Source organism: Actinomadura sp. NPDC047616 (assembly GCF_040642915.1).
Classification (GTDB): domain Bacteria; phylum Actinomycetota; class Actinomycetes; order Streptosporangiales; family Streptosporangiaceae; genus Spirillospora; species Spirillospora miaoliensis.
In genome coordinates, this window is sequence record NZ_JBEYTB010000005.1 from 219,196 (window position 1) to 244,336 (window position 25,141).

The 25,141-nt window shown below is 74.9% G+C and carries 22 protein-coding genes and 2 pseudogenes; 13 read left to right on the top strand and 11 right to left on the bottom strand.

Going from position 1 to position 25,141, the window contains the following annotated elements:
• The first annotated feature begins 71 nt into the window (after positions 1–71).
• Positions 72–1,547 carry a PLP-dependent aminotransferase family protein gene (locus ABZ801_RS14550; protein ID WP_360697605.1) on the top strand — a complete coding sequence of 492 codons (1,476 nt, stop codon included), beginning with the start codon at positions 72–74 and terminating at the stop codon, positions 1,545–1,547.
• A gap of 69 nt (positions 1,548–1,616) precedes the next feature.
• On the opposite strand, the gene ABZ801_RS14555 is transcribed toward ABZ801_RS14550, so the two are convergent.
• Positions 1,617–2,051, bottom strand: coding sequence for a CBS domain-containing protein (locus tag ABZ801_RS14555; RefSeq protein ID WP_344944987.1), 435 nt, complete (start codon positions 2,049–2,051; stop codon positions 1,617–1,619).
• Positions 2,052–2,252: 201 nt separating this feature from the next.
• Here ABZ801_RS14555 and ABZ801_RS14560 point away from each other — a divergent pair.
• Positions 2,253–2,926, top strand: a pseudogene (locus ABZ801_RS14560) (trehalase-like domain-containing protein); the annotation flags it as partial.
• Here ABZ801_RS14560 and ABZ801_RS14565 read toward each other — a convergent pair.
• From ABZ801_RS14565 to ABZ801_RS14580, 4 genes are all read right to left on the bottom strand, one after another.
• Entirely contained in the window at positions 2,849–4,045 is a 1,197-nt protein-coding gene (locus ABZ801_RS14565) for an alpha/beta fold hydrolase (protein WP_360697609.1), read from the bottom strand. The pseudogene ABZ801_RS14560 and the gene ABZ801_RS14565 sit on opposite strands and share 78 nt — an antisense overlap.
• A 4-nt stretch (positions 4,046–4,049) precedes the next feature.
• Positions 4,050–4,955, bottom strand: coding sequence for a metal-dependent hydrolase (locus ABZ801_RS14570; RefSeq protein ID WP_360697613.1), 906 nt, complete (start codon positions 4,953–4,955; stop codon positions 4,050–4,052).
• 136 nt (positions 4,956–5,091) lie between these two features.
• Positions 5,092–5,904 carry a formate dehydrogenase accessory sulfurtransferase FdhD gene (fdhD, locus tag ABZ801_RS14575; RefSeq protein WP_360697616.1) on the bottom strand — a complete coding sequence of 271 codons (813 nt, stop codon included), beginning with the start codon at positions 5,902–5,904 and terminating at the stop codon, positions 5,092–5,094.
• Positions 5,905–5,942: 38 nt separating this feature from the next.
• On the bottom strand, positions 5,943–6,188 hold the full coding sequence (locus ABZ801_RS14580) for a DUF3099 domain-containing protein (protein ID WP_360697619.1): 246 nt from the start codon (positions 6,186–6,188) through the stop codon (positions 5,943–5,945).
• 140 nt (positions 6,189–6,328) lie between these two features.
• Here ABZ801_RS14580 and selD point away from each other — a divergent pair, with 140 nt between their 5' ends.
• Positions 6,329–7,324 carry a selenide, water dikinase SelD gene (gene selD, locus ABZ801_RS14585; RefSeq protein WP_344945004.1) on the top strand — a complete coding sequence of 332 codons (996 nt, stop codon included), beginning with the start codon at positions 6,329–6,331 and terminating at the stop codon, positions 7,322–7,324.
• Positions 7,325–7,429: 105 nt separating this feature from the next.
• Positions 7,430–8,938: a peptide MFS transporter gene (locus ABZ801_RS14590; protein WP_360697624.1), complete on the top strand. Its 1,509-nt coding sequence runs from the start codon at positions 7,430–7,432 to the stop codon at positions 8,936–8,938.
• A gap of 16 nt (positions 8,939–8,954) precedes the next feature.
• On the opposite strand, the gene ABZ801_RS14595 is transcribed toward ABZ801_RS14590, so the two are convergent.
• Both ABZ801_RS14595 and ABZ801_RS14600 read right to left on the bottom strand, forming a co-directional pair.
• Positions 8,955–10,844, bottom strand: coding sequence for a propionyl-CoA synthetase (locus ABZ801_RS14595; protein WP_344945010.1), 1,890 nt, complete (start codon positions 10,842–10,844; stop codon positions 8,955–8,957).
• A 153-nt stretch (positions 10,845–10,997) separates the two neighbouring features.
• Positions 10,998–12,422 (bottom strand): MFS transporter, encoded by a 1,425-nt coding sequence (locus ABZ801_RS14600; protein WP_360697627.1) that lies wholly within the window; start codon positions 12,420–12,422, stop codon positions 10,998–11,000.
• Between the two features lie 110 nt (positions 12,423–12,532).
• Here ABZ801_RS14600 and ABZ801_RS14605 point away from each other — a divergent pair, with 110 nt between their 5' ends.
• The 5 genes from ABZ801_RS14605 (at position 12,533) to ABZ801_RS14625 (ending at position 18,137) form a co-directional block, all read left to right on the top strand.
• On the top strand, positions 12,533–13,045 hold the full coding sequence (locus ABZ801_RS14605; RefSeq protein WP_360697630.1) for a MarR family transcriptional regulator: 513 nt from the start codon (positions 12,533–12,535) through the stop codon (positions 13,043–13,045).
• A gap of 433 nt (positions 13,046–13,478) precedes the next feature.
• Positions 13,479–15,290, top strand: a complete 1,812-nt coding sequence (locus tag ABZ801_RS14610; RefSeq protein WP_360697633.1) for a SelB C-terminal domain-containing protein — start codon at positions 13,479–13,481, stop codon at positions 15,288–15,290.
• Between the two features lie 113 nt (positions 15,291–15,403).
• Entirely contained in the window at positions 15,404–16,597 is a 1,194-nt protein-coding gene (locus ABZ801_RS14615) for an RtcB family protein (protein ID WP_360697636.1), read from the top strand.
• Positions 16,598–16,608: 11 nt separating this feature from the next.
• The gene (locus ABZ801_RS14620; protein ID WP_360697639.1) at positions 16,609–17,016 is read left to right on the top strand and encodes a TfoX/Sxy family DNA transformation protein; all 408 of its coding nucleotides are present in this window, start codon (positions 16,609–16,611) and stop codon (positions 17,014–17,016) included.
• Positions 17,013–18,137 (top strand): hypothetical protein, encoded by a 1,125-nt coding sequence (locus tag ABZ801_RS14625; protein WP_360697642.1) that lies wholly within the window; start codon positions 17,013–17,015, stop codon positions 18,135–18,137. The genes ABZ801_RS14620 and ABZ801_RS14625 overlap by 4 nt, the downstream gene beginning before the upstream one ends.
• Here the strand turns inward: ABZ801_RS14625 and ABZ801_RS14630 are convergent.
• A complete protein-coding gene (locus ABZ801_RS14630; RefSeq protein ID WP_360697645.1) occupies positions 18,123–18,950 on the bottom strand; it encodes a lysophospholipase in 828 nt (275 codons plus the stop codon). The genes ABZ801_RS14625 and ABZ801_RS14630 overlap by 15 nt on opposite strands.
• Positions 18,951–19,113: 163 nt before the next feature.
• Between ABZ801_RS14630 and moaA the strand changes: the two genes are divergently transcribed.
• Genes moaA through ABZ801_RS14645 form a run of 3 tightly spaced genes read left to right on the top strand, consistent with a single transcriptional unit; the run spans position 19,114 to position 21,022 of the window.
• Positions 19,114–20,103, top strand: a complete 990-nt coding sequence (moaA, locus tag ABZ801_RS14635; protein WP_344945033.1) for a GTP 3',8-cyclase MoaA — start codon at positions 19,114–19,116, stop codon at positions 20,101–20,103.
• A gap of 11 nt (positions 20,104–20,114) precedes the next feature.
• Complete coding sequence (locus tag ABZ801_RS14640) at positions 20,115–20,747, top strand: molybdenum cofactor guanylyltransferase (RefSeq protein ID WP_360698176.1); 633 nt, start codon at positions 20,115–20,117, stop codon at positions 20,745–20,747.
• 2 nt (positions 20,748–20,749) lie between these two features.
• Positions 20,750–21,022 carry a DUF6457 domain-containing protein gene (locus ABZ801_RS14645; RefSeq protein WP_344945036.1) on the top strand — a complete coding sequence of 91 codons (273 nt, stop codon included), beginning with the start codon at positions 20,750–20,752 and terminating at the stop codon, positions 21,020–21,022.
• 28 nt (positions 21,023–21,050) lie between these two features.
• Here the strand turns inward: ABZ801_RS14645 and ABZ801_RS14650 are convergent, their stop codons facing one another.
• Positions 21,051–21,290, bottom strand: a complete 240-nt coding sequence (locus ABZ801_RS14650; protein WP_360697649.1) for a hypothetical protein — start codon at positions 21,288–21,290, stop codon at positions 21,051–21,053.
• An 85-nt stretch (positions 21,291–21,375) separates the two neighbouring features.
• Between ABZ801_RS14650 and ABZ801_RS14655 the strand changes: the two genes are divergently transcribed.
• The gene (locus ABZ801_RS14655; protein WP_360697652.1) at positions 21,376–22,965 is read left to right on the top strand and encodes an MFS transporter; all 1,590 of its coding nucleotides are present in this window, start codon (positions 21,376–21,378) and stop codon (positions 22,963–22,965) included.
• 184 nt (positions 22,966–23,149) lie between these two features.
• Here ABZ801_RS14655 and ABZ801_RS14660 read toward each other — a convergent pair.
• Positions 23,150–24,202: pseudogene (locus ABZ801_RS14660) on the bottom strand (NAD(P)/FAD-dependent oxidoreductase); the annotation flags it as partial.
• Positions 24,192–25,004, bottom strand: a complete 813-nt coding sequence (locus ABZ801_RS14665; protein WP_360697655.1) for a tryptophan 2,3-dioxygenase family protein — start codon at positions 25,002–25,004, stop codon at positions 24,192–24,194. The gene ABZ801_RS14665 and the pseudogene ABZ801_RS14660, both read right to left, overlap by 11 nt.
• Between the last annotated feature and the right edge of the window lie 137 nt (positions 25,005–25,141).

The window sequence follows — 25,141 nt, forward strand, 5'->3', positions numbered from 1 at the left end:
TTGGACAACGCCGACTATTTTGGACGGCAATGGCCTGGTCATCATAGGGCCAATCATGCGAAAGTGGACTCATGACCACCCGCTATGTGAGCGGTCCGCAGCTGGCCCGGCTGCTCGGCGACGTCCCGCAGGAGCGCCCGTACTACCTGGCGCTGGCGCGGGCGGTGCGCGGCCTGATCCTCGACGGCCGGCTGGCGCTGCGCACGCGCCTGCCCGCCGAACGCGACCTGGCCGCCGCCCTGGGCGTCAGCCGCACCACCGTGACGGCCGCCTACGACCGGCTCCGCGCCGACGGCTATATGGAGAGCAGGCAGGGCGCCGGAAGCTGGACGGCGCTGCCCACGACGAACATGACCGCCGTCGCCCCCGCCCGGCGGAACGACGCCGAGGGCGACCCGCGGTACGGCATGGCCGACGCGCCCACCGGCCCCGGGTTCATCGACCTGGGCTGCGCCACCCCCGCCGCGCCCGAGATCTTCGACGAGGCCGTCGCCGCCGCCGTGGCCGAACTGCCGCGGCACGCCGCCGGGCCCGGATACCAGCCCGCCGGGCTCCCCGAGCTGCGCGAGGTGATCGCCGACGGCTACACCGCGCGGGGGCTGCCCACCCGGGCGGACCAGATCGTCGTCACCACCGGCGCGCAGCACGCCCTGACGCTGCTGGCCCAGCTCACGGTGCAGGCGGGCGACCCGGTGCTGGTGGAGCGGCCCACCTACCCGCACGCGCTGGGCGCGCTGCGCCGCCGCGGCGCCCGGCTGGTGCCGGTCGGCGTCACCGAGGGCTGGGACGTCGAGCTGATCGCCGCCACCATGCGGCAGACGGCGGTGCGCACCGTCTACACCGTCCCCGAGTTCCACAACCCGACCGGCCTGCTGATGCCCGCGGCCGCCCGCCGGGCGCTGGTGGAGGCCGCCCGCCGCGCCGACGCCATGCTGATCGCCGACGAGACGTTCGCCGGCCTGGCGCACGACCGGACGGCCCCCGTGCCGCCGCCGCTGGCCGCGTTCGACACCGGCGGCCGGGTGGTGAGCGTCGGGTCGGCGTCCAAGCTGCTGTGGGGCGGGCTGCGCATCGGCTGGATCCGGGCGTCCGCGCCGCTGGCGCGCAGGCTGACGCTGTCACGCGAGGCCACCGACATCGCCAGCCCGGTGCTCGAACAGCTGATCGTGCGGGAGCTGCTGCTGCGGCAGGACGAGGTGCGGGCCGAACGCGCGGCGGCGCTGCTGCGCGGCCGCGACGCGCTGGCCGCCGCGCTGCGCGAGCGGCTGCCCGGCTGGACCTTCACCCTGCCCGAGGGCGGCATGTCGCTGTGGCCGCGGCTGGAGGCCCCGGTCGCCACGCAGATCGCCGACGCGGCGGGACGGCTCGGCGTGCGGGTGGTGCCCGGCCCGGTGTTCGGCGAGGACGGCGTGCTGGAGGACCGGCTGCGCCTGCCGTACGTCCTGCCGCCCGAGACGCTGCGCGTCGCGGTGGACCGGCTGGCGCAGGCCCAGGCGGCGGTGGACGCGGCGCCCGCCGTCCGGCCGTCCCTGCCCGCCTACGTGTGACGCCCCGGGGACGTCGCACGCAGGCGGGACGTCACCGGGAGGTGACGGGCGCGCGTCAGGGGACGCGCGTCAGGGGGCGCGTTGGATGTAGCCGACGAGATACTCGCGTTCGCTCTCCAGCTCGTCGATGGTGCTCTTGACCACGTCGCCGATGCTGACGATCCCGGCCAGCCGCCCGCCCTCCACGACGGGCAGGTGCCGGATGCGGTGCTCGGTCATGGTGCGGCGCAGGTCGTCCACGTCGGCGTCGGGGGCGCAGGTGCGCACCTCCGCGGTCATGATCTCGGTGACGGGGCGGTCGAGCAGCGCGGCGCCGTGCTCGTGCAGGCGGCGCACCACGTCCCGCTCGGAGACGATCCCGGCGATCGCCGTGCCGTCCGGCGAGACCACCGCCGCGCCGATGTTGTGCTGGGCCAGCGTGGCCAGCAGGTCCCGGACGGTGGCCTCGGGTCGCACCGTGGTCACCGTGTCGCCTTTCCTACGCAGGATGTCGCGGATTCGCATGTCACACACTCCGGCGCCGGTTGGGCCCACCTGCCGAGGGGGGCGTCGGCCTGATGTCGTGTTCACAAGTTCGCATGTTCGGGGCCGCCGGAAAACCCCGCGCGGGTAAACCCTGCCGCCGGGGCGACCGTGCGTACGTCGCGGACCCGGACGGAGCGGGGTATCCCGGAATGAACCGCGAGCAGCGGGAACACCCTCCGGGTGGACGAGCCGGCACGCATCGAGGACTACGCGCTGATCGGTGACTGCCAGAGCGCGGCGCTGGTCGGCGACACCGGATCGGTCGACTGGCTGTGCCTGCCGCGCTTCGACTCCGGCGCGTGCATGGCCGCGCTGCTCGGCGACGCGGGCGACGGCCGCTGGCTGCTCGCGCCGGACGGCGCGGGCCGTGCCTCGTGCCGCCGCTACCGTCCCGGCACGCTGGTGCTGGAGACCGAGTGGGACACCCCCACCGGCGCCGTGCGGGTGGTCGACTTCATGCCGCACCGCGGCGAGGCCCCCGACGTGGTGCGGGTCGTGGAGGGACTGTCGGGCACCGTGCGGATGCGTTTCGACCTGCGGCTGCGCTTCGAGTACGGGCGGCGCGTGCCGTGGGTGCACCGCGCCGGCGGACGGCTGGCCGGCTGCACCGAGGAGGCCGGCGCGTGGCGGCGGTGGCTGGAACGCGCGCTGGCGGGCAGCCCCGAGGACATCCAGATCATGTACGGGTGGCGGGGGAGCGCCTGCTGCACGAGTGGGAGGTCGACTGGCTGCCCGGCTACGAGGGCTCCCGCCCGGTGCGCGTCGGCGCGGGACGGTCAGCCCACTCCGACGTGCTCGGCGATCCACTCGGCGATCACGTCGGGATGGCTGCGCGGCACCCAGTGCCCGGCGGTGATCGTCCGCAGCGACAGGTTGGGCGCGCGTCCGGCCAGGCCGCCCACCAGGTGCGGGGACACGAACAGGTCGCGGGTGGGGACGATCACCTGCGTGGGCACGTCCGTGCGCCGCTCGCGCGGCCTGCGCAGGCGCTGGCGCATGTTGGCGCGGTACAGGTTGACGCCGGTGGCGCCGTCGCGCGGCAGCGTCCGCGCCGGGTGCCCGGGACGGGGCGTCACGCCCTCGCCCGCCTCCAGGGCGCGGGCGAACGGGCGGGCCATCCCGGCGCGCCACAGCACCTCGGGCAGCAGCGGCGTCTGGAACAGGTAGATGTACCAGGACCGCAGCGTCTGCCCGGCCGCCTGCCGCAGGTTGCGCGGGGTGGGACGCCGCAGCCTGCGGCGCATCCAGTGCGCGACGTGGTCCAGGCACGGGCCGGAGATCGAGGTGAACGAGGCGAACCGCTGCGGGAGGGTGCACACCGCCTCCCACCCCTGGATGGAGCCCCAGTCGTGCCCGGCCAGGTGCACCTTCTTCTCCGGCGCGGTGGCGTCCAGCACGGCCTCGAGGTCGGCCATCAGATAGTCGAAGGCGTACCGCCTGCGGCCGAACGGCCGTGACGAGGCGCCCGCGCCACGCACGTCGTAGCGCACGACGTGGAAGCGGTCGGCGAGGCGTTCGGCCACCTCGTCCCACACCGCGTGGGTGTCGGGGTAGCCGTGCATGAGAAGCACGGTCGGGCGCGACGGGTCGCCCTGCTCGTACACGGCGAGGTCGACGCCGTCGCCGCGCACACGCCGCCGTCTCTTGGCCGCGCGCACGGCCGTGGCCGCGGCCTGTGCCTCCGTGGCCGCGGCCTGTGCCTCGCCGGGGCCGGTCCCGGGCACGGGCGGCTCGGCCGCGCCGGTCTCCGCCGGGGCGGCCTGTGCCGGATCGGCCTGCGCCGGGTCGGCGGCGGGGCGGATCTCGTTCACCGTCATGCGGACGCCTTTCCGTCGGCGCGCCGGCGCGCGTGCGGCAGGTCGGGGGTCGGCCTGACTCCCGCACGCGGACGGACGCCATGTCGAAAATGTACGGCATGCCGCCGTGGGGAGGGTGATTCCCCCGCCGCGGAGCGGCTCGCGCGTCGCGGCCATGGGGTCAGGACGAGGCGTGACCCGCCGCCCGCGCGGCGGGGGAGCGCCTCAGGTACTCCAGGGCCTGTGGCGTCGAGCAGATCCGCGAGGGGTGGTGCGACGGCCGCAGGTACACCGGCGCCTCGCCGATCAGCAGCCGGAAGACGCCGGGCACGTGGCCCTTGCGGACCGACCGCCGGTAGGCGCGGTAGACGCGCGGCAGCGTCACCGGGCCGCGCACGGTCGGGTCCTGCCTGAGCAGGTAGACCGCCCCGCCGATCAGCGCCCAGTACAGGAACAGCAGCGACACCGCCCAGGCCGCCACGCGCAGCGGGTAGCGCCCGCCCATCGCCCGGTAGACGTCGAACACCACCGAGCGGTGCTCGACCTCCTCGGCGCCGTGCCAGCGCAGCAGGTCCAGCATGGTCGGGTCGGCGCCGTCGGCGTCCAACTGCCGGTTGTCCATGATCCACTGGCCGAGCACGGCGGTGTAGTGCTCGATCGCGGCGACCGCGGCGAGCTCGAAGCGCAGCCGCCGCCGCCACGCCCGGGGCGAGCGCCTCTTCAGCGCGGCCATCCGCGCGGGCCGTTCGGCGTTGCCGCGCGCCGCCTGCTCGGTGATCGGGCTGACATCGATGCCGTTGGCCGCCAGCAGCCGGTCCAGCACGCCTTGGTGGGAGCGGGCGTGCACCATCTCCTGGCCGATGAACCCCCGGATCTCCGCCAGCAGCCGCTCGTCGGTGATGTGGGGGCGGGCGTCCCTGACGCACTGGACGAACCACTTCTCGCCCTCGGGCAGGACGATGTGGAAGGAGTTGATGATGTGCGTGGCCACCGGGTCGCCGGGGATCCAGTGCAGCGGGGTGTCCGACCAGTCGAACGACACCCGGCGCGGCCGGATCGCGGGATGCCGTTCGTCGACGTCCGTCATCGTCCTCTCCTCGGGCGCGACCGAAGCTACCGTTCGGTAGTCAGAGAAGTGAATCGCGCGCCGGGGGCGAGGTCTTCACGGCGAGACCACAAAACGGCGCCCCGGGTTCGTGCCCGGGTGACAGGGGCCGCCCGGGTCAGGCGGTGACGCGGTGGGCGCCGGTGTAGACGTTCATGGTCTCGCCGCGCAGGAACCCGACGAGGGTCATGCCCGCGTCCTCGGCCAGGTCCACCGCGAGCGACGACGGCGCCGACACCGCCGCCAGCACCGGGATCCCGGCCTGCGCCGCCTTCTGGGTGAGCTCGAAGGAGGCCCGGCCGCTGACCATCAGGATCCGGCCGGTCAGCGGAAGCAGGCCCGCGCGCAGCGCCCAGCCGACGACCTTGTCGACGGCGTTGTGCCGCCCCACGTCCTCGCGCACGGCCAGCGGCTCTCCGGTCGCGTCGAACAGCGCGGCCGCGTGCAGGCCGCCGGTGCGGTCGAACACCCGCTGCGCCTCCCGCAGCCGCTCGGGCAGCCGCGCCAGCACCTTGGGCGTCAGTGCGACGGGGTCGGCGGCGATGTCGTAGGGACGGTCCACGCGCAGCGCCTCGATGCTGGACTTGCCGCACACGCCGCAGGCGCTGGTGGTGGTGAACGCGCGGGTCATGCCCGGGTCGGGCGGGGGCACGTGGTCGGCCAGCACCACGTCCAGGGTGTTCTGCTCGGTGGCGTCCGCGCAGTAGCGCAGCGCCACCAGGTCGTCGGCCCGCGCGATGACGCCCTCGGCGGCCAGGAACCCGGCGACCAGGTCGAAGTCGTCGCCGGGCGTGCGCATGGTGATGGTGAGCGGACGGCCGGCGACGCGGATCTCCAGAGGCTCCTCGACGGCGAGGGTGTCGGGCCGCCGTCCCCGCACCCCCGCGGTGCTCAGCCGCAGGACCGGTTTGCGCACGGTGATCCGCCCCATAGCCGCGACCGTACCTCGCGAAACGGCGTCGCGCGAGATCAGCCCCCCGGACGGCCGCCGGTCCGGCCCTGCGGGCGGTCGCCGGAGTGGCCCTCGCCGCGCTCGTCCTCGCGGTCGATGTTCCAGTTGGCCACGACCGCGGCGAACGGCGGGATGACCATCGCGACCAGCGACATCGCGACCGCCGCCGCGGGGGAGTAGCGCCGGACCACGGCCCAGGCGAGCACGAACAGCGTCAGGCAGGTGCCCATCATGATCCCGTACGCCAGCCTGCGGCGTCTCATGCCTCCACGGTAAACCTTGGTGGGTTTCGTGAGGCTCGTCCAGGTTTTATGCCTGGTGAGGCATTGGTGAGGCATGTCGGTGACCGCCCCCGTACGCTCCGTTTCTTGATCATTTGACGACCGGTCGGTTAAATCCCGCTGTGACCTCCCCCGCTGATCTGCGCCTGACCCAGTACGCCCACGGTGGCGGCGGCGCGGGCAAACTGCCGCCCGGCGAGCTGGAAGGGCTGATCTCCGGGTTGACCGGGCCCGCCGGCGACGGCTCCCTGCTGCTCGGCGCCGCCGACGGCGACGACGCGGCCGTGCTGCGGCTCGACGCCGCCCGGGCGGTGGTGTCCACCGTGGACGTGCTGCCGCCCGTCGTGGACGACCCCTACGACTGGGGCCGGATCGCCGCGGCCAACGCGCTGTCGGACGTGTACGCCGTGGGCGGCGAGCCCGTCATGGCGCTCAACCTGCTCGGCTGGCCGCGCGACGTGCTGCCCTCGGAGGTGGCGCGGGAGGTGCTGCGCGGCGGCCGCGACGTCGTCGCCCGCGCGGGCTGCCCCGTCGCCGGCGGCCACAGCGTGGACGACCCCGAGCCCAAGTACGGCCTGGCGGTGACGGGCACCGCGGACCCCGACCGGCTGCTGCGGCTGGCCGACGGACGGCCCGGACTGCCGCTGTCGCTGACCAAGCCGCTCGGCACCGGCGCGCTCAACGCCCGGCACCGCGCCACCGGCGAGGCGTTCCCCCACGCCGTGGAGTCGATGGCGGCCCTGAACGCCGAGGCCGCCCGGCTGGCGCTGGCCGCGGACGTGCGCTGCGCCACCGACGTCACCGGCTTCGGGCTGCTCGGCCACCTGTTCAAGCTGGCCCGGGCCAGCGGCGTCACCGCCGTGGTCGACGCCGCGGCCGTGCCGTACCTGGAGGGGGCGCGCGAGTCCGTCCGCGACGGGTTCGTGCCCGGCGGCACCCGCCGCAACCTGGCGTGGGTGTCCCCGCACACCGACTTCGGCCGCCTCGCCGAGGAGCGGCGGCTGCTGCTGGCCGACGCGCAGACCTCCGGCGGCCTGCTGATCGCCGGCGAGATCCCCGGCGCGGTCGTCGTCGGCGAGCTCGTCGAACGCCGCGCGCACACCCTCGTCGTCCGCTGACCCCGCGCCGGGCGCACCCGGCGCCCGCGCCGTTCGGCCGCTGATCGCGCGGGTACGAACGCGGTCTGCGTGCGTACGCGCCACGGCGGATCTCGGGGGGAGCGCATGGCGACGACTCCTACGCGCGCGCCCGCCGGGCGCACGTTCTTCGGGCACCCGTGGGGGCTGGCCACGCTCTTCTTCACCGAGATGTGGGAGCGGTTCAGCTTCTACGGGATGCGCGGGATCCTGGTGCTGTTCCTGATCGCCCCGCCGTCCCAGTCGGGCCTGGGCCTGGCCGAGGGCACGGCCAAGGCGCTGCTGGGCGTCTACATGGCGATGGTCTACTTCGCCGCGCTGCCCGGCGGCTGGCTGGCCGACCGGATCCTGGGCGCGCGCCGGACCGTGCTGGCGGGCTGCGTGGTCATCATGTGCGGGCACCTGTCGATGGCGGTGCCGGCCGGGGCCGGAGCGGTCTACCTGGGCCTGGCACTGATCATCCTGGGGTCGGGGCTGCTCAAGCCCAACATCTCCACGATGGTCGGACGGCTGTACTCCCAGGAGGACGACGCGCGCCGCGACTCGGCGTTCTCGCTGTTCTACCTGGGCGTCAACATCGGCGCGCTGGCCCCCTTCGTCGTCGGCTACCTCGGCGAGAACATCAACTGGCACCTGGGGTTCGGCGCGGCGGCCGCGGGCATGGCGCTCGGCCTGACCCAGTACGTGCTCGGCGCCAGGCATCTGCGGGGCGTCGGCGACCAGCCCGGGCACCGGCTGACCCCGGACGAGCGCCGCAGGCTCGCGCGGGCGGCGGGCGGCGTGCTGGCCGCGGCGGTGCCGGCCGTGGCCGTCGCCGCCGTGGCACTCGGCGGGATCACGGTCGACCACGTCACCGTGGCGCTGACCGTGCTCGCGGTGGCCGTCCCGGTGGCCTACTTCGCCTACCTGTTCCGCAGCCACGAGGTGACCGCCGAGGAGCGGACGCGGCTGCGCGCCTACGTGTGGCTGTTCGCGGCCGCCGCGCTGTTCTGGATGATCTACGACCAGGCGGCCGGGCCGCTCAACATCTTCGCCGAACGCAGCGTCGACCTGACCGTGTTCGGCTGGCGGATGCCCGCGAGCTGGACGCAGAACATCAACCCCATCATGATCATCTGCCTGTCGGGGTTCTTCGCCTGGCTGTGGCTGCGCCTGGGCGACCGCGTGACGATCCCGCAGAAGTTCGCCTTCGGGCTGGTCATGTGCGGGCTGTCGTTCGTGGTGATGTCCCTGGCCGCGCACGCGGCGGCCGGGGGCGTCCGGGTGTCGCTGCTGTGGCTGGTCGCCGTCTACCTGCTGCAGACGGTGGGGGAGCTGGCGCTGTCGCCGGTCGGGCTGTCGGTCACCGTCAAGCTGGCGCCCCGCGCGTTCGTCGGCCAGCTGCTGGGCGTGTGGTTCCTGGCGGTGGCGTGCGGCGACGCGGTCGGCGGGCAGGTCGCGCGGCTGCAGGACGTCTGGGGCGGCGTGCGGTACTTCCTGCTGCTGGGCGCGGTGACCGTCGCGGCGGGCGCCGCGATGTTCGCCTTCGCCCGGACGCTGGGCCGGCTGGCCGGGCAGGGCGGCGACCGCGAGCCCCGCACCGCCGCAGTCCCGTGATCCGGCGGCCGGAACCCTACGACGCGGCGCTCGGCCGCAGCACGGCGCGCAGGTCGTCCAGCACCTCCGGATCCTCGATCGTCGAGGGCACCGCGACCTGCCGGCCGTCGGCGATGCCGCGCATCGCGCCGCGCAGGATCTTGCCCGAGCGGGTCTTGGGCAGCGCCCGCACCACCGCGACCTCCTTCAGCGCCGCGACCGGGCCGACCTGCTCGCGCACCATCCGCACCACCTCGTCGCGCAGCGCCGCGTGGTCGGCGTCCGCGCCGCTCTTGAGCACCACCAGCGCGCGCGGCACCTGCCCCTTCAGCGCGTCCTGGACGCCGATGACCGCGCACTCGGCCACCGCCGGATGCGCCGCGATCACCTCCTCCATCGTGCCCGTCGACAGCCGGTGCCCGGCCACGTTGATGACGTCGTCGGTGCGGCCCATCACCCACACGTAGCCGTCCTCGTCGATGTGGCCGCCGTCGCCGGTGAGGTAGTGGCCGGGGTGGCGGGTCAGGTACGACTCGACGAACCGCTCGTCGTCCTGCCACAGCGTCGGCAGCGTGCCCGGCGGCAGCGGCAGCCGCACCACGATGTCGCCGTCCACGCCGGGCGGGGCGGGGGTGCCGTCGGCCGCCAGCACCCGCACGTCGTACCCGGGGACGGGCACCGACGGCGACCCCGCCTTGACCGGCAGCGGCTCCAGGCCGCGCGGGTTCGCCACCATCGGCCAGCCGGTCTCGGTCTGCCACCAGTGGTCGATCACGGGGCGGCGCAGCCGGTCGGCCGCCCACCGGTACGTGTCGGGGTCCAGGCGCTCGCCCGCCAGGAACAGCGCCTCCAGGCTCGACAGGTCGTAGGAGGCGAGCAGCGCGCCGTCCGGGTCCTCCTTCTTCACCGCCCGGATCGCGGTCGGCGCGGTGAACAGCACCTTCACCCGGTGCTGCGACGCCACCCGCCAGAACGCGCCCGCGTCCGGCGTGCCGACCGGCTTGCCCTCGTACAGGACGGTCGTGCATCCGGTCAGCAGCGGCGCGTACACGATGTAGGAGTGCCCGACGACCCAGCCGACGTCCGAGGCCGCCCAGAACACGTCGCCGGGCCCGACGCCGTAGACGTTCTCCATCGACCAGCGCAGCGCGACCGCGTGCCCGCCGTTGTCGCGGACCACGCCCTTGGGACGGCCCGTCGTGCCGGAGGTGTACAGGATGTAGAGCGGGTCGGTGGCGGCCACCGGAACGCACTCGGCCGGAACGGCCTGCGCGACCGCCTCGTCCCACTCCACGTCGCGCGGGCGCGTCAGGTCGGCGTGCAGCTGCGGGCGCTGCCGGATCACGCACCGCTCGACCTTGTGCGCGGCCAGGTCGAGGGCCTCGTCCAGCAGCGGCTTGTACGGCACCACGCGGCTGCCCTCGATGCCGCACGACGCCGACACCACGGCCTTGGGCCGGGCGTGGTCGATGCGCGTCGCCAGCTCGCGGGCGGCGAACCCGCCGAACACCACCGAGTGCACCGCGCCCAGCCGGGCGCACGCCAGCATGGCGATCACCGCCTCGGGGATCATCGGCAGGTAGATCACCACCCGGTCGCCGCGGTCGACGCCCTGCGCGCGCAGCGCCCCGGCGAACCGCGCCACCAGGTCGGTCAGCTCCCGGTAGGTGTAGGTGCGCACGGTGCCGGTGACGGGGCTGTCGTAGATGAGGGCGGCCTGGTCGCCGCGGCCCTCCTCCACGTGCCGGTCCAGGGCGTTGTCGCAGGTGTTCAGCTCGCCGCCGGTGAACCACCGGTAGAACGGCGGCGCCCCGTCGTCCAGGACCCGGTCCGGCGGGACCAGCCAGCGGATGTCGCGTGCCGCCAGGCCCCAGAACCGGGTCGGGTCGGCGATGCTGCGTTCGTACGCGGCCGCGTAGGCGCCCATGTCGTCCTCCGGGTCGGGTCCCCCGCCCCAATTCGTATTTCGGGGCGCACCCCTATAGGGCATGCCCGCGGCGTCGTTCGTCAAGTCCCGCACGGGCGTTTCACCGTCCGGTCACGGCGCCCGTCCCGGCCGGGCCACGGCCGCGACGTGCGGTCATCCGTGGCGCAGGCCGTGCCCCGCCGCGACGACCGCCGCCAGCAGGCCACCCGTGGCCACGATGGCGAAGCACAGCTGGTACGCCCCCTGCGACGGCACGGACGTGCCCGCGATGGTGTGCGCGCTGAGGACGGCGGCGGTGACGGCGCCCGCGACGCTGCCGCCCGTGGTGCGCACCAGCGAGTTGACGCCGCTGGCGATGCCGCTCTGGTCCATCGGCACGTGCCGCACCGCCAGAGTGCCCAGCGCCGCGTAGGCGATGCCGAACCCGATGCCCTGGATGGTGCTGAACGCCAGCATGTCGTAGGCGTGGGAGATGGACACCGCCAGCCACAGGTAGCTGACGGCCACGAACGCCGACCCGATGGCCAGGGTGTAGGCGGGCCCGATGCGGGCGGCGATGCGTCCCGACAGCGACGACAGCACGAGCATGGTGACGGTGCTGGGCAGCATGTACAGGCCCACGTCCAGCACCGAGCCGTCCAGGCCGTAGCCGACCTCGTCCCTGCGCGCCTGCACCAGGCCCGCGATGAGGGTGAACGTGGCGAACATCGAGAAGCCCAGCAGCGCCGAGGCCAGGTTCGCCGACAACGACCTCGGGCCGACCAGCAGCGCCAGGCGCACCAGCGGCTCGCGCACCCGCAGCTCGATCGCCACCCACACCGCGCACAGCACGGCGGCGCCGCCGAACAGCGCCAGCACGCCGGCCGACGTCCAGCCCCACCGGTTGCCCTCGCTGACGCCCAGCAGCAGGCACACCAGCCACGCCGCCAGCACCACGGCGCCGGGAAGATCGGGGCGGCCGCCCACGCGCGCGCCGTTGTCGGGCGCGCACAGGCGCACCAGCGCCAGCCCGGCGACGGCCAGGCCCGCGGCCACCCAGAAGATCGGCTGGTGCCCCTCGGTCCGGTCCGCGATCAGCCCGGTGACGATCATCCCGGCGGTGCCGCCCACGCCCATGGTGGCGCTGACCACGCCGATCGCGGTGGTGATCCGCTCGGCCGGGAACGTGTCCCGGATCATGCCGATGGCCAGCGGGATCATCGCCGCCGAGGTGCCCTGCAGGGTGCGTCCGGCGACCAGCACGCCGAGCGAGCCCGACAGCGCGCACACCACCGACCCGGCCAGCAGCAGCCCCATCGCCACCATGATCATGCGCTTCTTGCCGTACATGTCGCCGAGCCGCGACAGCACCGGCGTGGCCACCGCGCCGGCCAGCAGGGAGGCGGTGAACACCCAGGTCACCGCGCTGACCGAGGCGTCGAACAGGCGCATCAGCTGCGGCAGCACGGGGATGACCAGGGTCTGCTGCACCGACACCACCAGCCCCGCCGCGGCCAGCGCCAGCAGCGCCGGGCCGGTGCGCGGCGCCGCGGGGGCGCGCTCGGTCAGGTCGGTGGCTGGCGTGGCGACGCCGGTCATGCACAACCTCCTGGGCCCGCCGTGCCGGGCCGTTTCGGGGGGAAACAGGAGCAAATCCGGAATTGTACTTAGTTGCTGAAATTAAGTAATTACACTGTAAGGTGAATCACATGTCTCCCCCGCAGTCAGCCGCCCCTGGCGACGACGTGCCCGCCGACATCGTGGAGATCGAGCGGGCGCTGACCCGGGTGGCGCACATGCTCACGCGGCACCGCCGGCACGACCGGACGGTCGCGGCCGCCGGCGTGCCGGTCGACCGCGCCGCCGTGCCGCTGCTGCGGCTGCTGGCCGACACCGGCGAGCCGATGCGGCCCGGCGAGCTGGCCGCCCGCCTGGGCGTCGAGGCCCCGCACGTGTCCCGCCTCGTGCAGCGCCTGGAGAAGGCCGGTTACGTCGAGCGGGTGCCCGACGCCCACGACCGGCGCGCCCAGCGGGTGCGGCTGCGCGCCGAGGGACGCGACGCGGTCGAGTGCATCCGCGCGGTGGGACGCCGCTGGATGCACGAGGCGCTCGGCTCGTGGTCGGAGGGGGAGCGCCGGCTGCTCGCCGAACTCGTCAACCGCATGGTCGACGATTTCCTCGCCCACTCGGCCGAGCGCGACCACCACGCGCCCGGCCCCTGACCGGCCAATACCGTATCGCGCGCAGAGCAGGTCACGGGCGGTTTTCCTGACACCTTTCCGGGCGCCGCGTTCCTCCCGCCGTTCCGCGCCGCCATTGTTCGAGAGGTTCGCGCCCTTCTGGCCGTTCCGGCCGTTCCGCCGATTTCCGGGCGTCGTTCCCGGAAGGGGGTTTCACCTCCCGCTCTGCGGCCCCCGCCCCTCGATGCGTCCTCCGGTGTCGCACATCCGGAACGGGAATTGTGATCTCATACTGTGAACCTGTTCGGCTTTCGCGACGGCCCTCCGCGTCCATAGGGTTGTTCGACGTGGACCCCCGGCCATATGTCCCTCGTATCCCCGTCCTTCGCGTCCGCGGTCATCGCGGCCGCCTTCTCCGCGATCGGCCCGTCCGGCACCGGCGTGCCGCGGCGCCCGGTACCCGGAAAGGGAGCTGATGCAGGTCGTCGCGACCGCCGGGCACGCCGGCCACGGCAAGTCCGCGCTCGTGCGCGCCCTGACCGGCCCGCGGCCGGCCGGGCGGGACGAGCCGGCGGACCCCGGCGACGGTGCCGATGACGGCGCCGATGACCGTGCCGGGCAGGGCGGGCGCCGCGGCGTCCCGTCCCCGGCGCTGGAGTTCGCCCTGACGACGCTGCCGTCGGGCCGGCGGCTGGCGTTCGTGGACGTCCCCGGGCACGAGCGGGCCGTCGCCACCATGCTCGCGGGCGCGGGGCCGGTCCCGGCGGTGGTGCTGGCGGTGGCGGCCGACGAGGGGTGGATGCCGCAGTCGGAGGAGCACCTGGCCGCCATCGACGCCCTCGGCGTGCGCAACGGCGTGCTGGTGGTGACCCGTTCCGACCGCGCCGACCCCAGGCTGGCGCTGCGCCAGGCGCGCGAGCGGCTCGCCCGCACCGGCCTGCGGGGCGCCGAGAGCGTCACCGTCAGCGCCCTCACCGGCGCCGGGATCGAGGAGCTGACCGCTGCGCTGGACCGCCTGGCCGGGCGGCTGCCCGTGCCCGACCCGGCCGCGCCCGTGCGGCTGTGGGCCGACCACGTCGGGCGCGGCCCGGGCGGCGGCGCGCTCGTCCACGGCACGCTGGCCGCCGGGACGATCGGCGTGGACGACGAGCTGCTGCTCATGCCCGCCGGGCGGCGGGTGCGGGTGCGGTCAGCCGAGGCGGGCGGCGAGCCGTGCGCGCGGGCGCACGGCGTGACGCGCGTGGCGGTGGAACTGGACGGTGTCGCCCCCGCCCGGGTCGCGCGCGGCATGGCCCTGGTCACCCCCGACCGGTGGACCGCCACCGGCTGCGTCGACGTGCGCACCGGGTTCGGTGAGGCGTCCGGGCGGCTGGCCAGGCGCATGACCCTGCACATCGGCGCGGCGGCCGTGCCCGTGGCGCTGCGGCCGCTGGGCCCCGACACCGCCCGCCTGACCCTCAACACGCGACTGCCGCTGCACGTCGGCGACGTCGCCGTGCTGCGCGACCCGGGCCGCCGCGCCGTCGCCCGGGTGAGCGTGCTGGACGTGCGGCCCCCGACGCTGGTGCGGCGCGGCGACACCGCCGCCCGCGCCCGGGAGCTGGCGTCCTGGCCGGACCGTCCCGGCGGCGAGGTGGTGCTGCGCCGCCACGGCGTGCTGCACCGCGCGGAGCTGGCCGGGATGGGCTGCGCGCCGCCCGCCGACGCCGTGCGGGTCGACGGGTGGCTCGCCGACCCCGGCCACTGTGAGGCGCTGTACCAGCGCCTGGCCGGCCTGGTCGCCGAGCGCGCCGCGTCCCGGCCGCTGGCGCCCGGCCTGCCGCTGGAGCGGGCCCGGCTGCGGCTCGGCCTGCCCGCGTGCCGCCTGGTCGAGGCCCTGGTGCGGCCTCCGCTGCGGGTGGCGGACGGCCGGGTGCACGGCCCGGACCAGGGCCCGCCGCCGCACGTCGTCGTGGCGGTGGGACGGTTGCGCGAAGAGCTGCGGTCCGCGCCGTTCTGCGCGCCCGTCCCCGAACGGCTGGCCGAGCTGGGCCTCACCCCGCCGGTGCTGGACGCCGCCGAGCGGGCGGGCGCGATCCTGCGGCTGGGCGACGACGTCGTCCTGCCGTCCGGGGCCGACCGGGAGGCGCTGCGGATCCTCGGCGCGCTGCCGCAGCCGTTCAGCGTCGGCCGCGCCGCGCAGGCCCTCGGCACGGACCGCCGCGTCGCCGTCGCGCTGCTGGAGCACCTGGACGGTCAGGGCCTGACGCAGCGCGTCGCCGACGGCCGCCGCGTCCCCGGCCGGTGAGCATTCCACGGGCGCCCCGGCGAATCCGTAGAAAATGGTTTGAACCGGCGGGGCGCGGTCTGGCGTCATAGATCACGGTTCGGCCCGCCGTCGATCGCGGAGAGGAGCAGGTGATGCCTTACCAGACGCTCAAGGGCGGCCGCGTTCCGATCCGCATGTGGACGGACCCGGCCACCGTCGAGGACGTCGCGCTCGACCAGCTGCGCAACGTGTCCGCGCTGCCGTGGGTGGAGGGCCTGGCGGTCATGCCCGACGTGCACTACGGCAAGGGCGCGACCGTCGGCTCGGTCATCGCGATGCGCGACGCGGTGTCCCCGGCCGCGGTCGGCGTGGACATCGGCTGCGGCATGACCGCGGTCAAGTCGAGCCTGACCGTCGAGGACCTGCCCGACGACCTCGGGCCGCTGCGCTCGCGCCTGGAGAAGGCGATCCCGGTCGGCCACCACGCGCACAAGACGCCGGTGGACCCGTCGGCGCTGCCCGGGCTGAGGGAACGCGGCTGGTACGACTTCTGGAAGGACTTCGAGGAGCTGCACCCGGCGGTGCGCGGCCGTCTCGGCCGGGCCCGCGGCCAGATGGGCACCCTCGGCTCGGGCAACCACTTCCTGGAGGTCTGCGCGGACGACGACGGCGCGGTGTGGGTCGTGCTGCACTCCGGTTCCCGCAACATCGGCAAGGAACTGGCCGAGCACCACATCGAGGCCGCCCGCAGGCTGCCGCACAACCAGGACCTGCCCGACCGGGACCTGGCGGTGTTCCTCACCGGCACCCGCAAGATGGAGGAGTACCGCCGCGACCTGTTCTGGGCGCAGGAGTACGCGCGCCGCAACCGCGCCGTCATGCTCGCCCTGGCGCAGGACGTGCTGACCCGCCGCTTCGGCGAGAAGCGCTGCCGGTGGGGCGAGGTGATCTCCTGCCACCACAACTACGTGGCCGAGGAGGTCTACGACGGGGTGGAGCTGCTGGTCACCCGCAAGGGCGCGATCCGCGCCGGCAGGGGCGACCTGGGCATCATCCCCGGGTCGATGGCCACCGGCACCTACATCGTGCGCGGCCTGGGCAACCCGTCGGCCTTCAACTCCGCCTCGCACGGCGCGGGACGCCGGATGAGCCGCAACAAGGCCCGCAAGGCGTTCACCGTCGACGACCTGGTGGCGCAGACCAGGGGCGTGGAGTGCCGCAAGGACGGCGGCGTCCTCGACGAGATCCCCGGCGCCTACAAGGACCTGGAGTCGGTGATCGAGGCGCAGTCCGACCTGGTCGAGGTGGTCGCGCACCTGCGGCAGCTCATCTGCGTCAAGGGCTGAGGGGCCGGGACGTGACGGGCACGGCGGCGCGGGGCAGGCGGCAGCGGCCCGCCAACGCGCGGGCCGCCGCCGACCCCGACGTGCTGCGCCCCCTGGTGTGGGACCGCTGCGGCGCGATCAGGCGCGGCACCCACACCAGGCTCGGGAACCTGCGCCACCTCGACCGGCGGACGGCCGGGCACCTCGCCGGGATCGGCCTGCACACGCTCGACGACCTGGCCTACGTCGGCCCCGTCAACGCGTATCTGCGGCTGGAGGAGACTCAGACCCCCGGCCTGACCCTCGATGTGCTGTGGGCGATGGACGGCGCCCTGTCCGGCACCGACCCGCGCGAGCTGCCGGCCGGCCGCAGGAACGAGCTGCTCGGCGAGCTCAGACGCGTCAAGGGGCGGCTGGTGAGGCGCGGGCGGCGGCGATGACGACCCGGCGGCGGACGGTGTTCCACTGCGCGGCCTGCGGGGCCCGCCTCAGCGCGCCCGTCCTGCGCGTCCCCCTCCCCAACCACGGCATCACCCCTGACCACTTCGAGATCCCGCTGGGCATGGCGCCCGGCACCTACGCCGTGGACGACACCCGGTACGGACCGCCCGGCACGTTCGTCCTCGCGCCCGGGGACGTCCACAACACGCGCGTGATGATCGAGAAGATCCGGGACGAGCCTCCCGAGTACGGGTGCCTGGGGATCGGAGCCGGCCCCAACCTGGCCTGTGCGTCGTGCGGCGCGGAGGTCGGCACCAGGGTCGACGACTGCCAGGCGTGGCAGGAGACGCGGCTCGCGCCCGCCGCCGTGCGGACCCGCGAGACCGAGGTCCGCGAGGCCGACGATCCCTACCCCTGGGATCCGATGGCGGACGAGATCCTGGGCAGCGCGCCGTGGAAGCCCGACGGATGGTGGGACTGGGTGTGGTTCGGGCGGCTCGCCGCGGGCACCGCCGACGTGCTGGCGCGCTCGGGCGGCGGCCCCCTCCTGCTGGCCGAGGAGGCCGCCGAACCCGTCCGGCAGCTCCTCGACGTCGTGCTGCGCGGCACCGGGCACGCGTCCGCCGTGCACCGGCTGCCGTCGCCGCGCGGCCGCACCGCCGCCGAGTGGCGGCTCACCGCGTCGACGGCCGGGCTGACCCCGGCGGCGCTGGCCGGGACGCCGCGGCGGCCGGTGGCGATCTGCGACCTGGTGGGCCCGGACCGTTCCTTCACCGCCGCGACGGGCGAGCTCGGCCGGTGGTGCGCCGAGGAGGGCGTCCGGCTCGGCGAGGTCCGGGTGCTCGGCCTGGTTCCGCTGGCCAGGATCGACCCGGAGCCGTGGCCGTGGCGCGACCGGCGGGTGGCCTGGACGCCGGCCGCCTCGTCCGGCCTCACCGTGACGGCCGTGCCGCTCGACAAGCGGGTGTGGGACTGGCTCGCCCGGGGGCGGCCCGTCGAGTACGTCCACGCGTACGGCCGCTGGCACGGCCGCCGGGGCATCGCGCGGTCGCTGATGCGGCGGCCCCGGGCGGACGAGCCGTGGCTGAGCGCGCTGATCGACGAGCTAGGCCGGCGGTGAGGCGGCGCCGGCCAGCACCCGGTCGACGAACGCCGTGACGTCCGTGAGGACCTCGTCGCGGTTGGTCTCGTTGAACACCTCGTGCCGGGCCTCGGGGTAGATCCGCTCGGTCAGGTCGGAGCCGCGGACGGCGTCGATGCCCGTGCGGGTGCCGTCCAGGGGCACCAGCCGGTCGTCGTCGCCGTGCACCCACAGGGTGGGCAGCGCGCCCAGCGAGCCGTGCGCGGACGCCGCCCGGATCGCCGCGTCCAGCGCCTCCAGCGTCGGCCGCTTGAACGGCCCGTGCCAGACCAGCGGGTCCTCGGCGTAGGCCTTGCCGACGGCGGGGTCGCGCGACAGGGTGCCGGGGTCGATCGGCACGTCGGGGATCTCCTCCAGCGCCAGCAGCTGCGACAGCGCGTCCCAGCGGCCCAGTACCGGCCCCGACAGCACCAGCGCGGTCAGCTCCGCGCCGTGCAGCTGCGCGTAGCGGGTGGCGATCAGCCCGCCCATCGAGTGGCCGATCATCACCACGGGCAGGTCGGGGTGGTCGTCGCGGGCCGACGCCACGACCGTGTGCACGTCGGCCACCAGGTCGCCGACGTCGTCGACGAGCACGCGGTCGCCCGCCGACAGGCCGTGCCCGGCGTGGTCGGGCCCGCACACCACCGCGCCGTGCCGGGCCAGCGCGCCGGCGACGTGGTCGTAGCGGCCGAGGTGCTCGCCGTACCCGTGCACCAGCACCGCCACGTAACGCGGGGCGGGGTTGGGCCAGGTCCGCGCGGTGACCGCGCCGCGCGTCCCCGCGAACTCCCAGCGCCGTGCCGTGGTCATCGCCGCACCTCCGGGTCCCTCAGCGGACGATCTTTCGGGTGATCTGCCCGATACCGTCTCGCGCGGTGCGCGGAACGTCAACCGCCGCAATAGGCTGGATGTTCACGGCAATCCAGGCGGCCCGTGCGACACGGCGCCGCCACGGCAGTGGGAAAGGGCGTCCGTGCTGGTCGACACCTTCGGTCGTACCGCCACCGATCTGCGGGTCTCCCTGACGGACCGGTGCAACCTGCGGTGCTCCTACTGCATGCCTCCCGAGGGCCTGGACTGGCTGCCCAAGCCGGAGGTGCTCACCGACGACGAGGTGGTGCGGCTGGTGCGGGTGGGCGTCGAACGCCTCGGCATCACCGAGGTCCGCTACACCGGCGGCGAGCCGCTGCTGCGCCGCGGCCTGGCCGGCATCGTGCGGCGCACCGCCGAGCTGCGGCCCCGCCCGCAGATCTCGGTCACCACCAACGGGATCGGGCTGGACCGGCTGGCCGCCCCGCTGGCCGAGGCGGGCCTGGACCGCGTGAACGTGTCCCTGGACACCCTCGACCCCGAGGTGTTCCGGCGGCTGGCGCACCGCGACCGCCTCGGCGACGTGCTGACGGGCCTGGCCGCCGCGGCCGCCGCGGGCCTGGCGCCGGTCAAGGTCAACGCGGTGCTGATGCGCGGCGTCAACGACCACGAGGCGGTGCCGCTGCTGCGCTACTGCCTCGACCACGGCTACCGGCTGCGGTTCATCGAGCAGATGCCGCTGGACGCCCAGCACGGCTGGACCCGCGCCGGCATGATCACCGCGGACGAGATCCTGGCCCGGCTGGGCGAGGCGTTCACCCTCACTCCCGACGACCCGGCGGCGCGCGGCAGCGCCCCGGCCGAGACGTTCCTGGTCGACGGCGGTCCCGGCACGGTCGGGGTGATCGGCTCGGTGACCCGGCCGTTCTGCGGGAACTGCGACCGGGTCCGCCTCACCGCCGACGGGCAGGTCCGCAACTGCCTGTTCGCCACCGAGGAGTCCGACCTGCGCGGGGCGCTGCGCGGCGGCGCGTCCGACGAGGAGCTGGCCGAGCGGTGGCGGGCCGCGGTGCGCGTCAAGCGCGCCGGGCACGGCATCGACGACCCCGCCTTCCTGCAGCCCGCCCGTCCCATGTCCGCGATCGGCGGGTGAGCACGGCGCCGATGACCCAGGCGTTCGACGCGGCGTTCGGCACGGCGTTCGAGGAGGTCTTCGACGCGGTGGTGCTGGCGGGCGGCCGCGCCCGCCGGATGGACGGCGCCGACAAGCCCGGCCTGCCGGTCGGCGGGCGCACCCTGGTCGCCCGTGTCGCCGAGGCGGTGCGGGACGCGCGGCACCTGATCGTCGTCGGGCCGCCCCGGGCGGAACTGCCGCACGCGACCGTGGTCCGTGAGGACCCGCCCGGCGCCGGGCCCGTCCCCGCCCTGCGCGCGGGGTTGGCCGAGGTGCGGGCGCCCTGGCTGGCGCTGCTGGCCGCCGACCTGCCGTTCCTGCGTCCCGGGCACGTCGCCGCGCTGCTGGACGCCGCGCGCCGCGGCCGGGGCGGCGGGGCGGTGCTGGTCGACGCCGAGGGGCGGGAACAATGGCTCGCGGGATGCTGGCGGACCGCCGGACTGCGCGCCGCGCTGGCCGGTTACGAGGGCGCCTCGCTGCGCGGCGTGCTGGGCCCGCTGACACCCGTCCGGGTGTCCCTGGGGCCGGCCGGCGCGGCGGGGGAGCGGCCCCCGTGGTACGACTGCGACACCCCCGGTGCGCTGGCGCACGCCCGGCGCCTGCTGACCGAAGGGGAGGAGTGACGATGCTGGAGGAGTGGATCGAGGCCGTCTGCCTGGAGCTCGGCCTGGACCGCGGCGAGGTCGACCGGGACCTGGTGCTGGACCTGGCCCGCGACGTCGCGCACGGCGTGGCGCGGCCCGGCGCCCCGCTGACGACCTTCCTGCTCGGCCTGGCCGTCGGCCGCGGCACGCCCGCCCGGGACGCCGCGGCCCGCATCACCGAGATGGCCGAGGGGTGGAAGGGCGACGCGGGCGGCTCGCCCGGCGTGACGCAGTCGCCGCCCGGCCTGGCCTGAACGCGCGCCCGCCCGGGCGGGCCCGGGGCTAGGCGGGCTCGTCCAGCTCGGCGAGCGGGACGACGTCGCGCAGGAACCCGCGGCGGTCCAGGAACGCCGACAGGTGCTCGCGGTGCGCGTCGCAGGCCAGCCAGACCTTGCGCCGCTCCGGAGTGTGGATCTTGGGGTTGTTCCAGCGCAGCGCCCACACGGCGGCGTCCCGGCAGCCCTTGGCCGAGCACTGCTGTTCCGCGTCGTCAGGGGCGGGGTCCGGCGGCACATCCGTCACATGACCACCTTGTCACATAAGTCCGTAACGCGGCTTACGTGGGGGCATGGTTTGGACCGTGACGAGCCCGGACATGCTCCGGTCCATGCCCACCGGATCGCCCACCGGATCGACGACCACCCCCACGGCGGTGCACTGCGCCCGGCGCCGCTGGCAGGCCCTGGCGGTGTGCCTGGTCGCCGCGTTCATGACCCTGCTGGACGTCAGCATCGTCAACGTCGCGCTGCCGTCGATCCGGGAGGGGCTGCACGCCTCGGAGTCGGGCCTGCAGTGGATCGTGTCGGGATACGCGCTGACGTTCGGCCTGGTGCTGGTGCCGGCCGGGCGGCTGGGCGACGCGCGCAGCCGCCGCGCGGTGTTCATGGCCGGGCTGGCGCTGTTCACCGCCTCCAGCGCCCTGGCCGGGCTCGCCCCCACCGTCGAGCTGCTGGTCGCGGCCCGGCTGGTGCAGGGCGCGGCGGCGGGCGTGCTGCAGCCGCAGACCGCCGGGCTGATCCAGCAGCTGTTCGTCGGCGCCGAACGCGGCCGGGCGTTCGGCGCGCTCGGCGCCGTCATCGGCATCGCCACCGCCGTCGGCCCCATGCTCGGCGGCGCGCTGATCGCCCTGGCCGGGATCGAGGAGGGCTGGCGCTGGGTGTTCTACGTCAACATCCCCGTCGGCCTGGTGGCGCTGCCGCTGGCGTGGCGGCTGCTGCCCCCGCCGCAGTACGGGGAACGGCGCGGCCTCGACCCGCTCGGCGTGCTGCTGCTGGGCGTCGGCGTCGTGTGCGTGATGCTGCCGTTCGTGCAGGAACGGCAGTGGCACGGCAACGGCAAGTGGCTCCTGGTGCTGCTCGGCGCCGCCGTGATCGCGGTGTTCACGCTGTGGGAGCGGCGGCACCCCTCGCCCATGGTGGACCTGACGCTGTTCCGCCTGCGCTCCTACGGCCTGGGCACGGCCATCGCCGTGCTGTACTTCGCCGGATTCACCGCGATCTTCTTCACCTACACCCTCTACCTGCAGATCGGGCTCGGCTACAGCCCCCTGCTGGCGGGCGTGTCGATGACCCCCTTCGCGCTCGGATCGGCCGTGGCCGCCACGGTCGGCGGACGGATCGTGGCGCGCTACGGGCGTCCCCTCGTCGCGGTGGGGCTGGCGGTCGTCGCGGCCGGGCTGGTCGCCGTGTGGGTCGCCGTGGAACTGCGGTCCGGACCGGACGTGGCGTGGTTCACCGCCGTGCCGCTGCTGGTCGCGGGGCTCGGCAGCGGCCTGGTCATCGCGCCCAACCAGACGATCACCCTGGCGGAGGTGCCGCGGACGGGCGGCGGCAGCGCCGCCGGGGTGCTGCAGACCGGGCAGCGCTTCGGCGCCGCCGTCGGCATCGCCACCACCGGCGCGATCTACTTCGCCACCGTCGCCGGCACGCACGGCGACTGGGCGCTGGCCTTCCGGCACGGCCTGTTCGTCGTCATCGGATTCGTGCTGGCGGCCCTGGTCGCCGCGCTGTACGACCTGGTCAGCGGCTCCGGCGCAGGGCGCGGGCGGCACGGGCGGCACGGACGGCGCGGGCGCCCGCCCCGGCCGGCGCGGCGGCGGCCCGTCGGCGCAGGGCGGCACGAGCGGCCCGGACGGTCAGCCCCGTCGCCGCGAACGCCGCAAGCCCCGCCGCCGCCAGCGTCCGGTTCTGCCGCCTGATCCGCTCGGGGATCCGCGCGTACGGCACGGTGCTGAACGACACCAGCTCGTACCGCGACACGTACCGGCCCGGCAGCCGCCGCTCCAGCGCGTGCTGGGCGGCCTGGCCGAGCCGGAACGCCGGGGAGGCGACCCGATCGCGCATCTCGACGAAGTTGTCCAGCGCCATCTCCGCGATCGCGTCGGTGTTGGGCTTGCGCCGCTCCTGGTAGATCGACAGCGCGCGCCGCCAGTTCCCGCCGGTCTCCTCCAGGCAGCGGTCGATCTCGACGCAGTCCTCGAACGCGCAGTTGGCGCCCTGCCCGTAGAACGGCACGATCGCGTGCGCGGCGTCGCCCAGCAGCGCCACCGTCGCGCCCCTGCCGTACCGCACCCACGGCCAGCACCGCACCGTCACCAGCGACCCGACGGGGTTGTGCGCGAAGTCGTCGGCCAGGTCCGGCATGAGCCCGGCCACGTCGGGATAGCGGGCCCGGAAGTGCTCGCGCACCCGGCGCGGCGTGTCCAGCGCGTCGAAGTCGGCCTTGGGCCAGAACAGCGTGCAGGTGAACGAGCGGTCCAGGTTCGGCAGCGCGATCATCATGGCGTCGCCGCGCGGCCAGATGTGCAGGGCGTCGGGGTCCAGCGCGAAGTCCCCGCCGGCCGTCGGCGGGATGGTCAGCTCCTTGTAGCCGTGTTCGAGGAAGTCCTGGGTGTGGGTGAACGGCTCGACGCCCTCGATCGTGCGGCGGGCCGCGCTGTAGGCGCCGTCGCCGGCCAGCACCACGCCGGCGTCCTCGGTGACCACGCCGTCCGGCGTCTCCAGCGTCAGCCGTCCCTTGGCGGCGTCGACGTTGGTGAGCCGGTGCCCGAAGCGCACCGTCACGCCGGGGGTGGCCTCGGCGGCGTCCAGCAACGCGGCGTTCAGCTCGGCGCGGCTGATCGAGTTGATCGCGCGGGTGCCGTCGGCGCTGTAGGGCTGGAAGTTGCGGGCCCCGCCCAGGGGGTGCACCATCCGGCCGTGCATGGGCAGCGCGCGGGCCAGGGCCTCCTCGCGCAGCCCGACCTCCTCCAGCGCGGCCAGGCCGCGCGCGGAGATCGCCAGGTTGATGGACCGGCCGCGTTCGGGCCCGGCCACGCGCGGGTCGGGACGCCGCTCGTACACCGTCACCGGCACGCCGCGCCGGCCCAGCAGCGTGGCCAGCAGGCATCCGGCCAGGCCCGCCCCGACCACGGCCACGCTCTCCTCACGCGCCATCGACGGGCTCCTCCTCGATCTTCGACCGGACCTCCCACAGGTCCGGGAACGCGGGTACGAACAACGTGGAGCGCAGGTAGTCGGCCCCGGCCGACCCGCCGGTGCCGAGCTTGGCGCCGATGGTGCGCTCGACCATCTTGACGTGCCGGTACCGCCACTCCTGTACGCCCTCGTCCACGTCGACCAGCGCCTCGCATACCTCCGCCTCGGGGCGGCTGTCGTCGGCGTACACCGCCACCAGCACGTTCTGCACGCGCGGGTCGGGCTCCCACGGCCGCGCCGGGTCGCGGTCGAGGATGTCGGCGGGGACGGGGTGGCCGCGCCCCGCCAGGTAGCGCAGCAGCGAGTCCATCAGCGACGGGCGGCGCACGGTCTCCCGGAGCTCGGGGTCGTCGCGCAGGTCCGAGGCGGGGAACGCGCGGCGTCCCAGCACCGCCTCGATCCGCCGGAACTGGTCCGACTGGAACCCGCTGGAGGTGCCCAGGGCGTCGCGGAACGAGGCGAACTGCCGGGGCGTCATCGTCTCCAGCACGTCCAGCTGCCCCACCACCGTCTTGAGGATCTTGGCGATGCGGCGGGCGGTGTGCAGGGACCCGGCGCTGTTGCCGTCCTCCAGCCTGCGCTGCAGCAGCGCCGCCTCGTGCAGGATCTGCTTGAACCACAGCTCGTACACCTGGTGGATGACGACGAACAACAGCTCGTCGTGCGCGCCGGTGCGCGGTTCCTGGCAGGTCAGCAGCCTGTCCAGCCGAAGGTAGGAGCCGTAGGTCAGTTCCTCGGGCTCACGAGGTGCGTCAGTCATCTCCCGCTCCAGCCCCGCCCCGGGCACGCCCGGCACCACGTCGTGCCGTTCCCCACCCGCCCGCGGTCCGGGGTTCACCACGGTATATACCGGGACAAGGCGCGCCGATCCAGTGCGGTGCCACCGTCCCCGGCCCC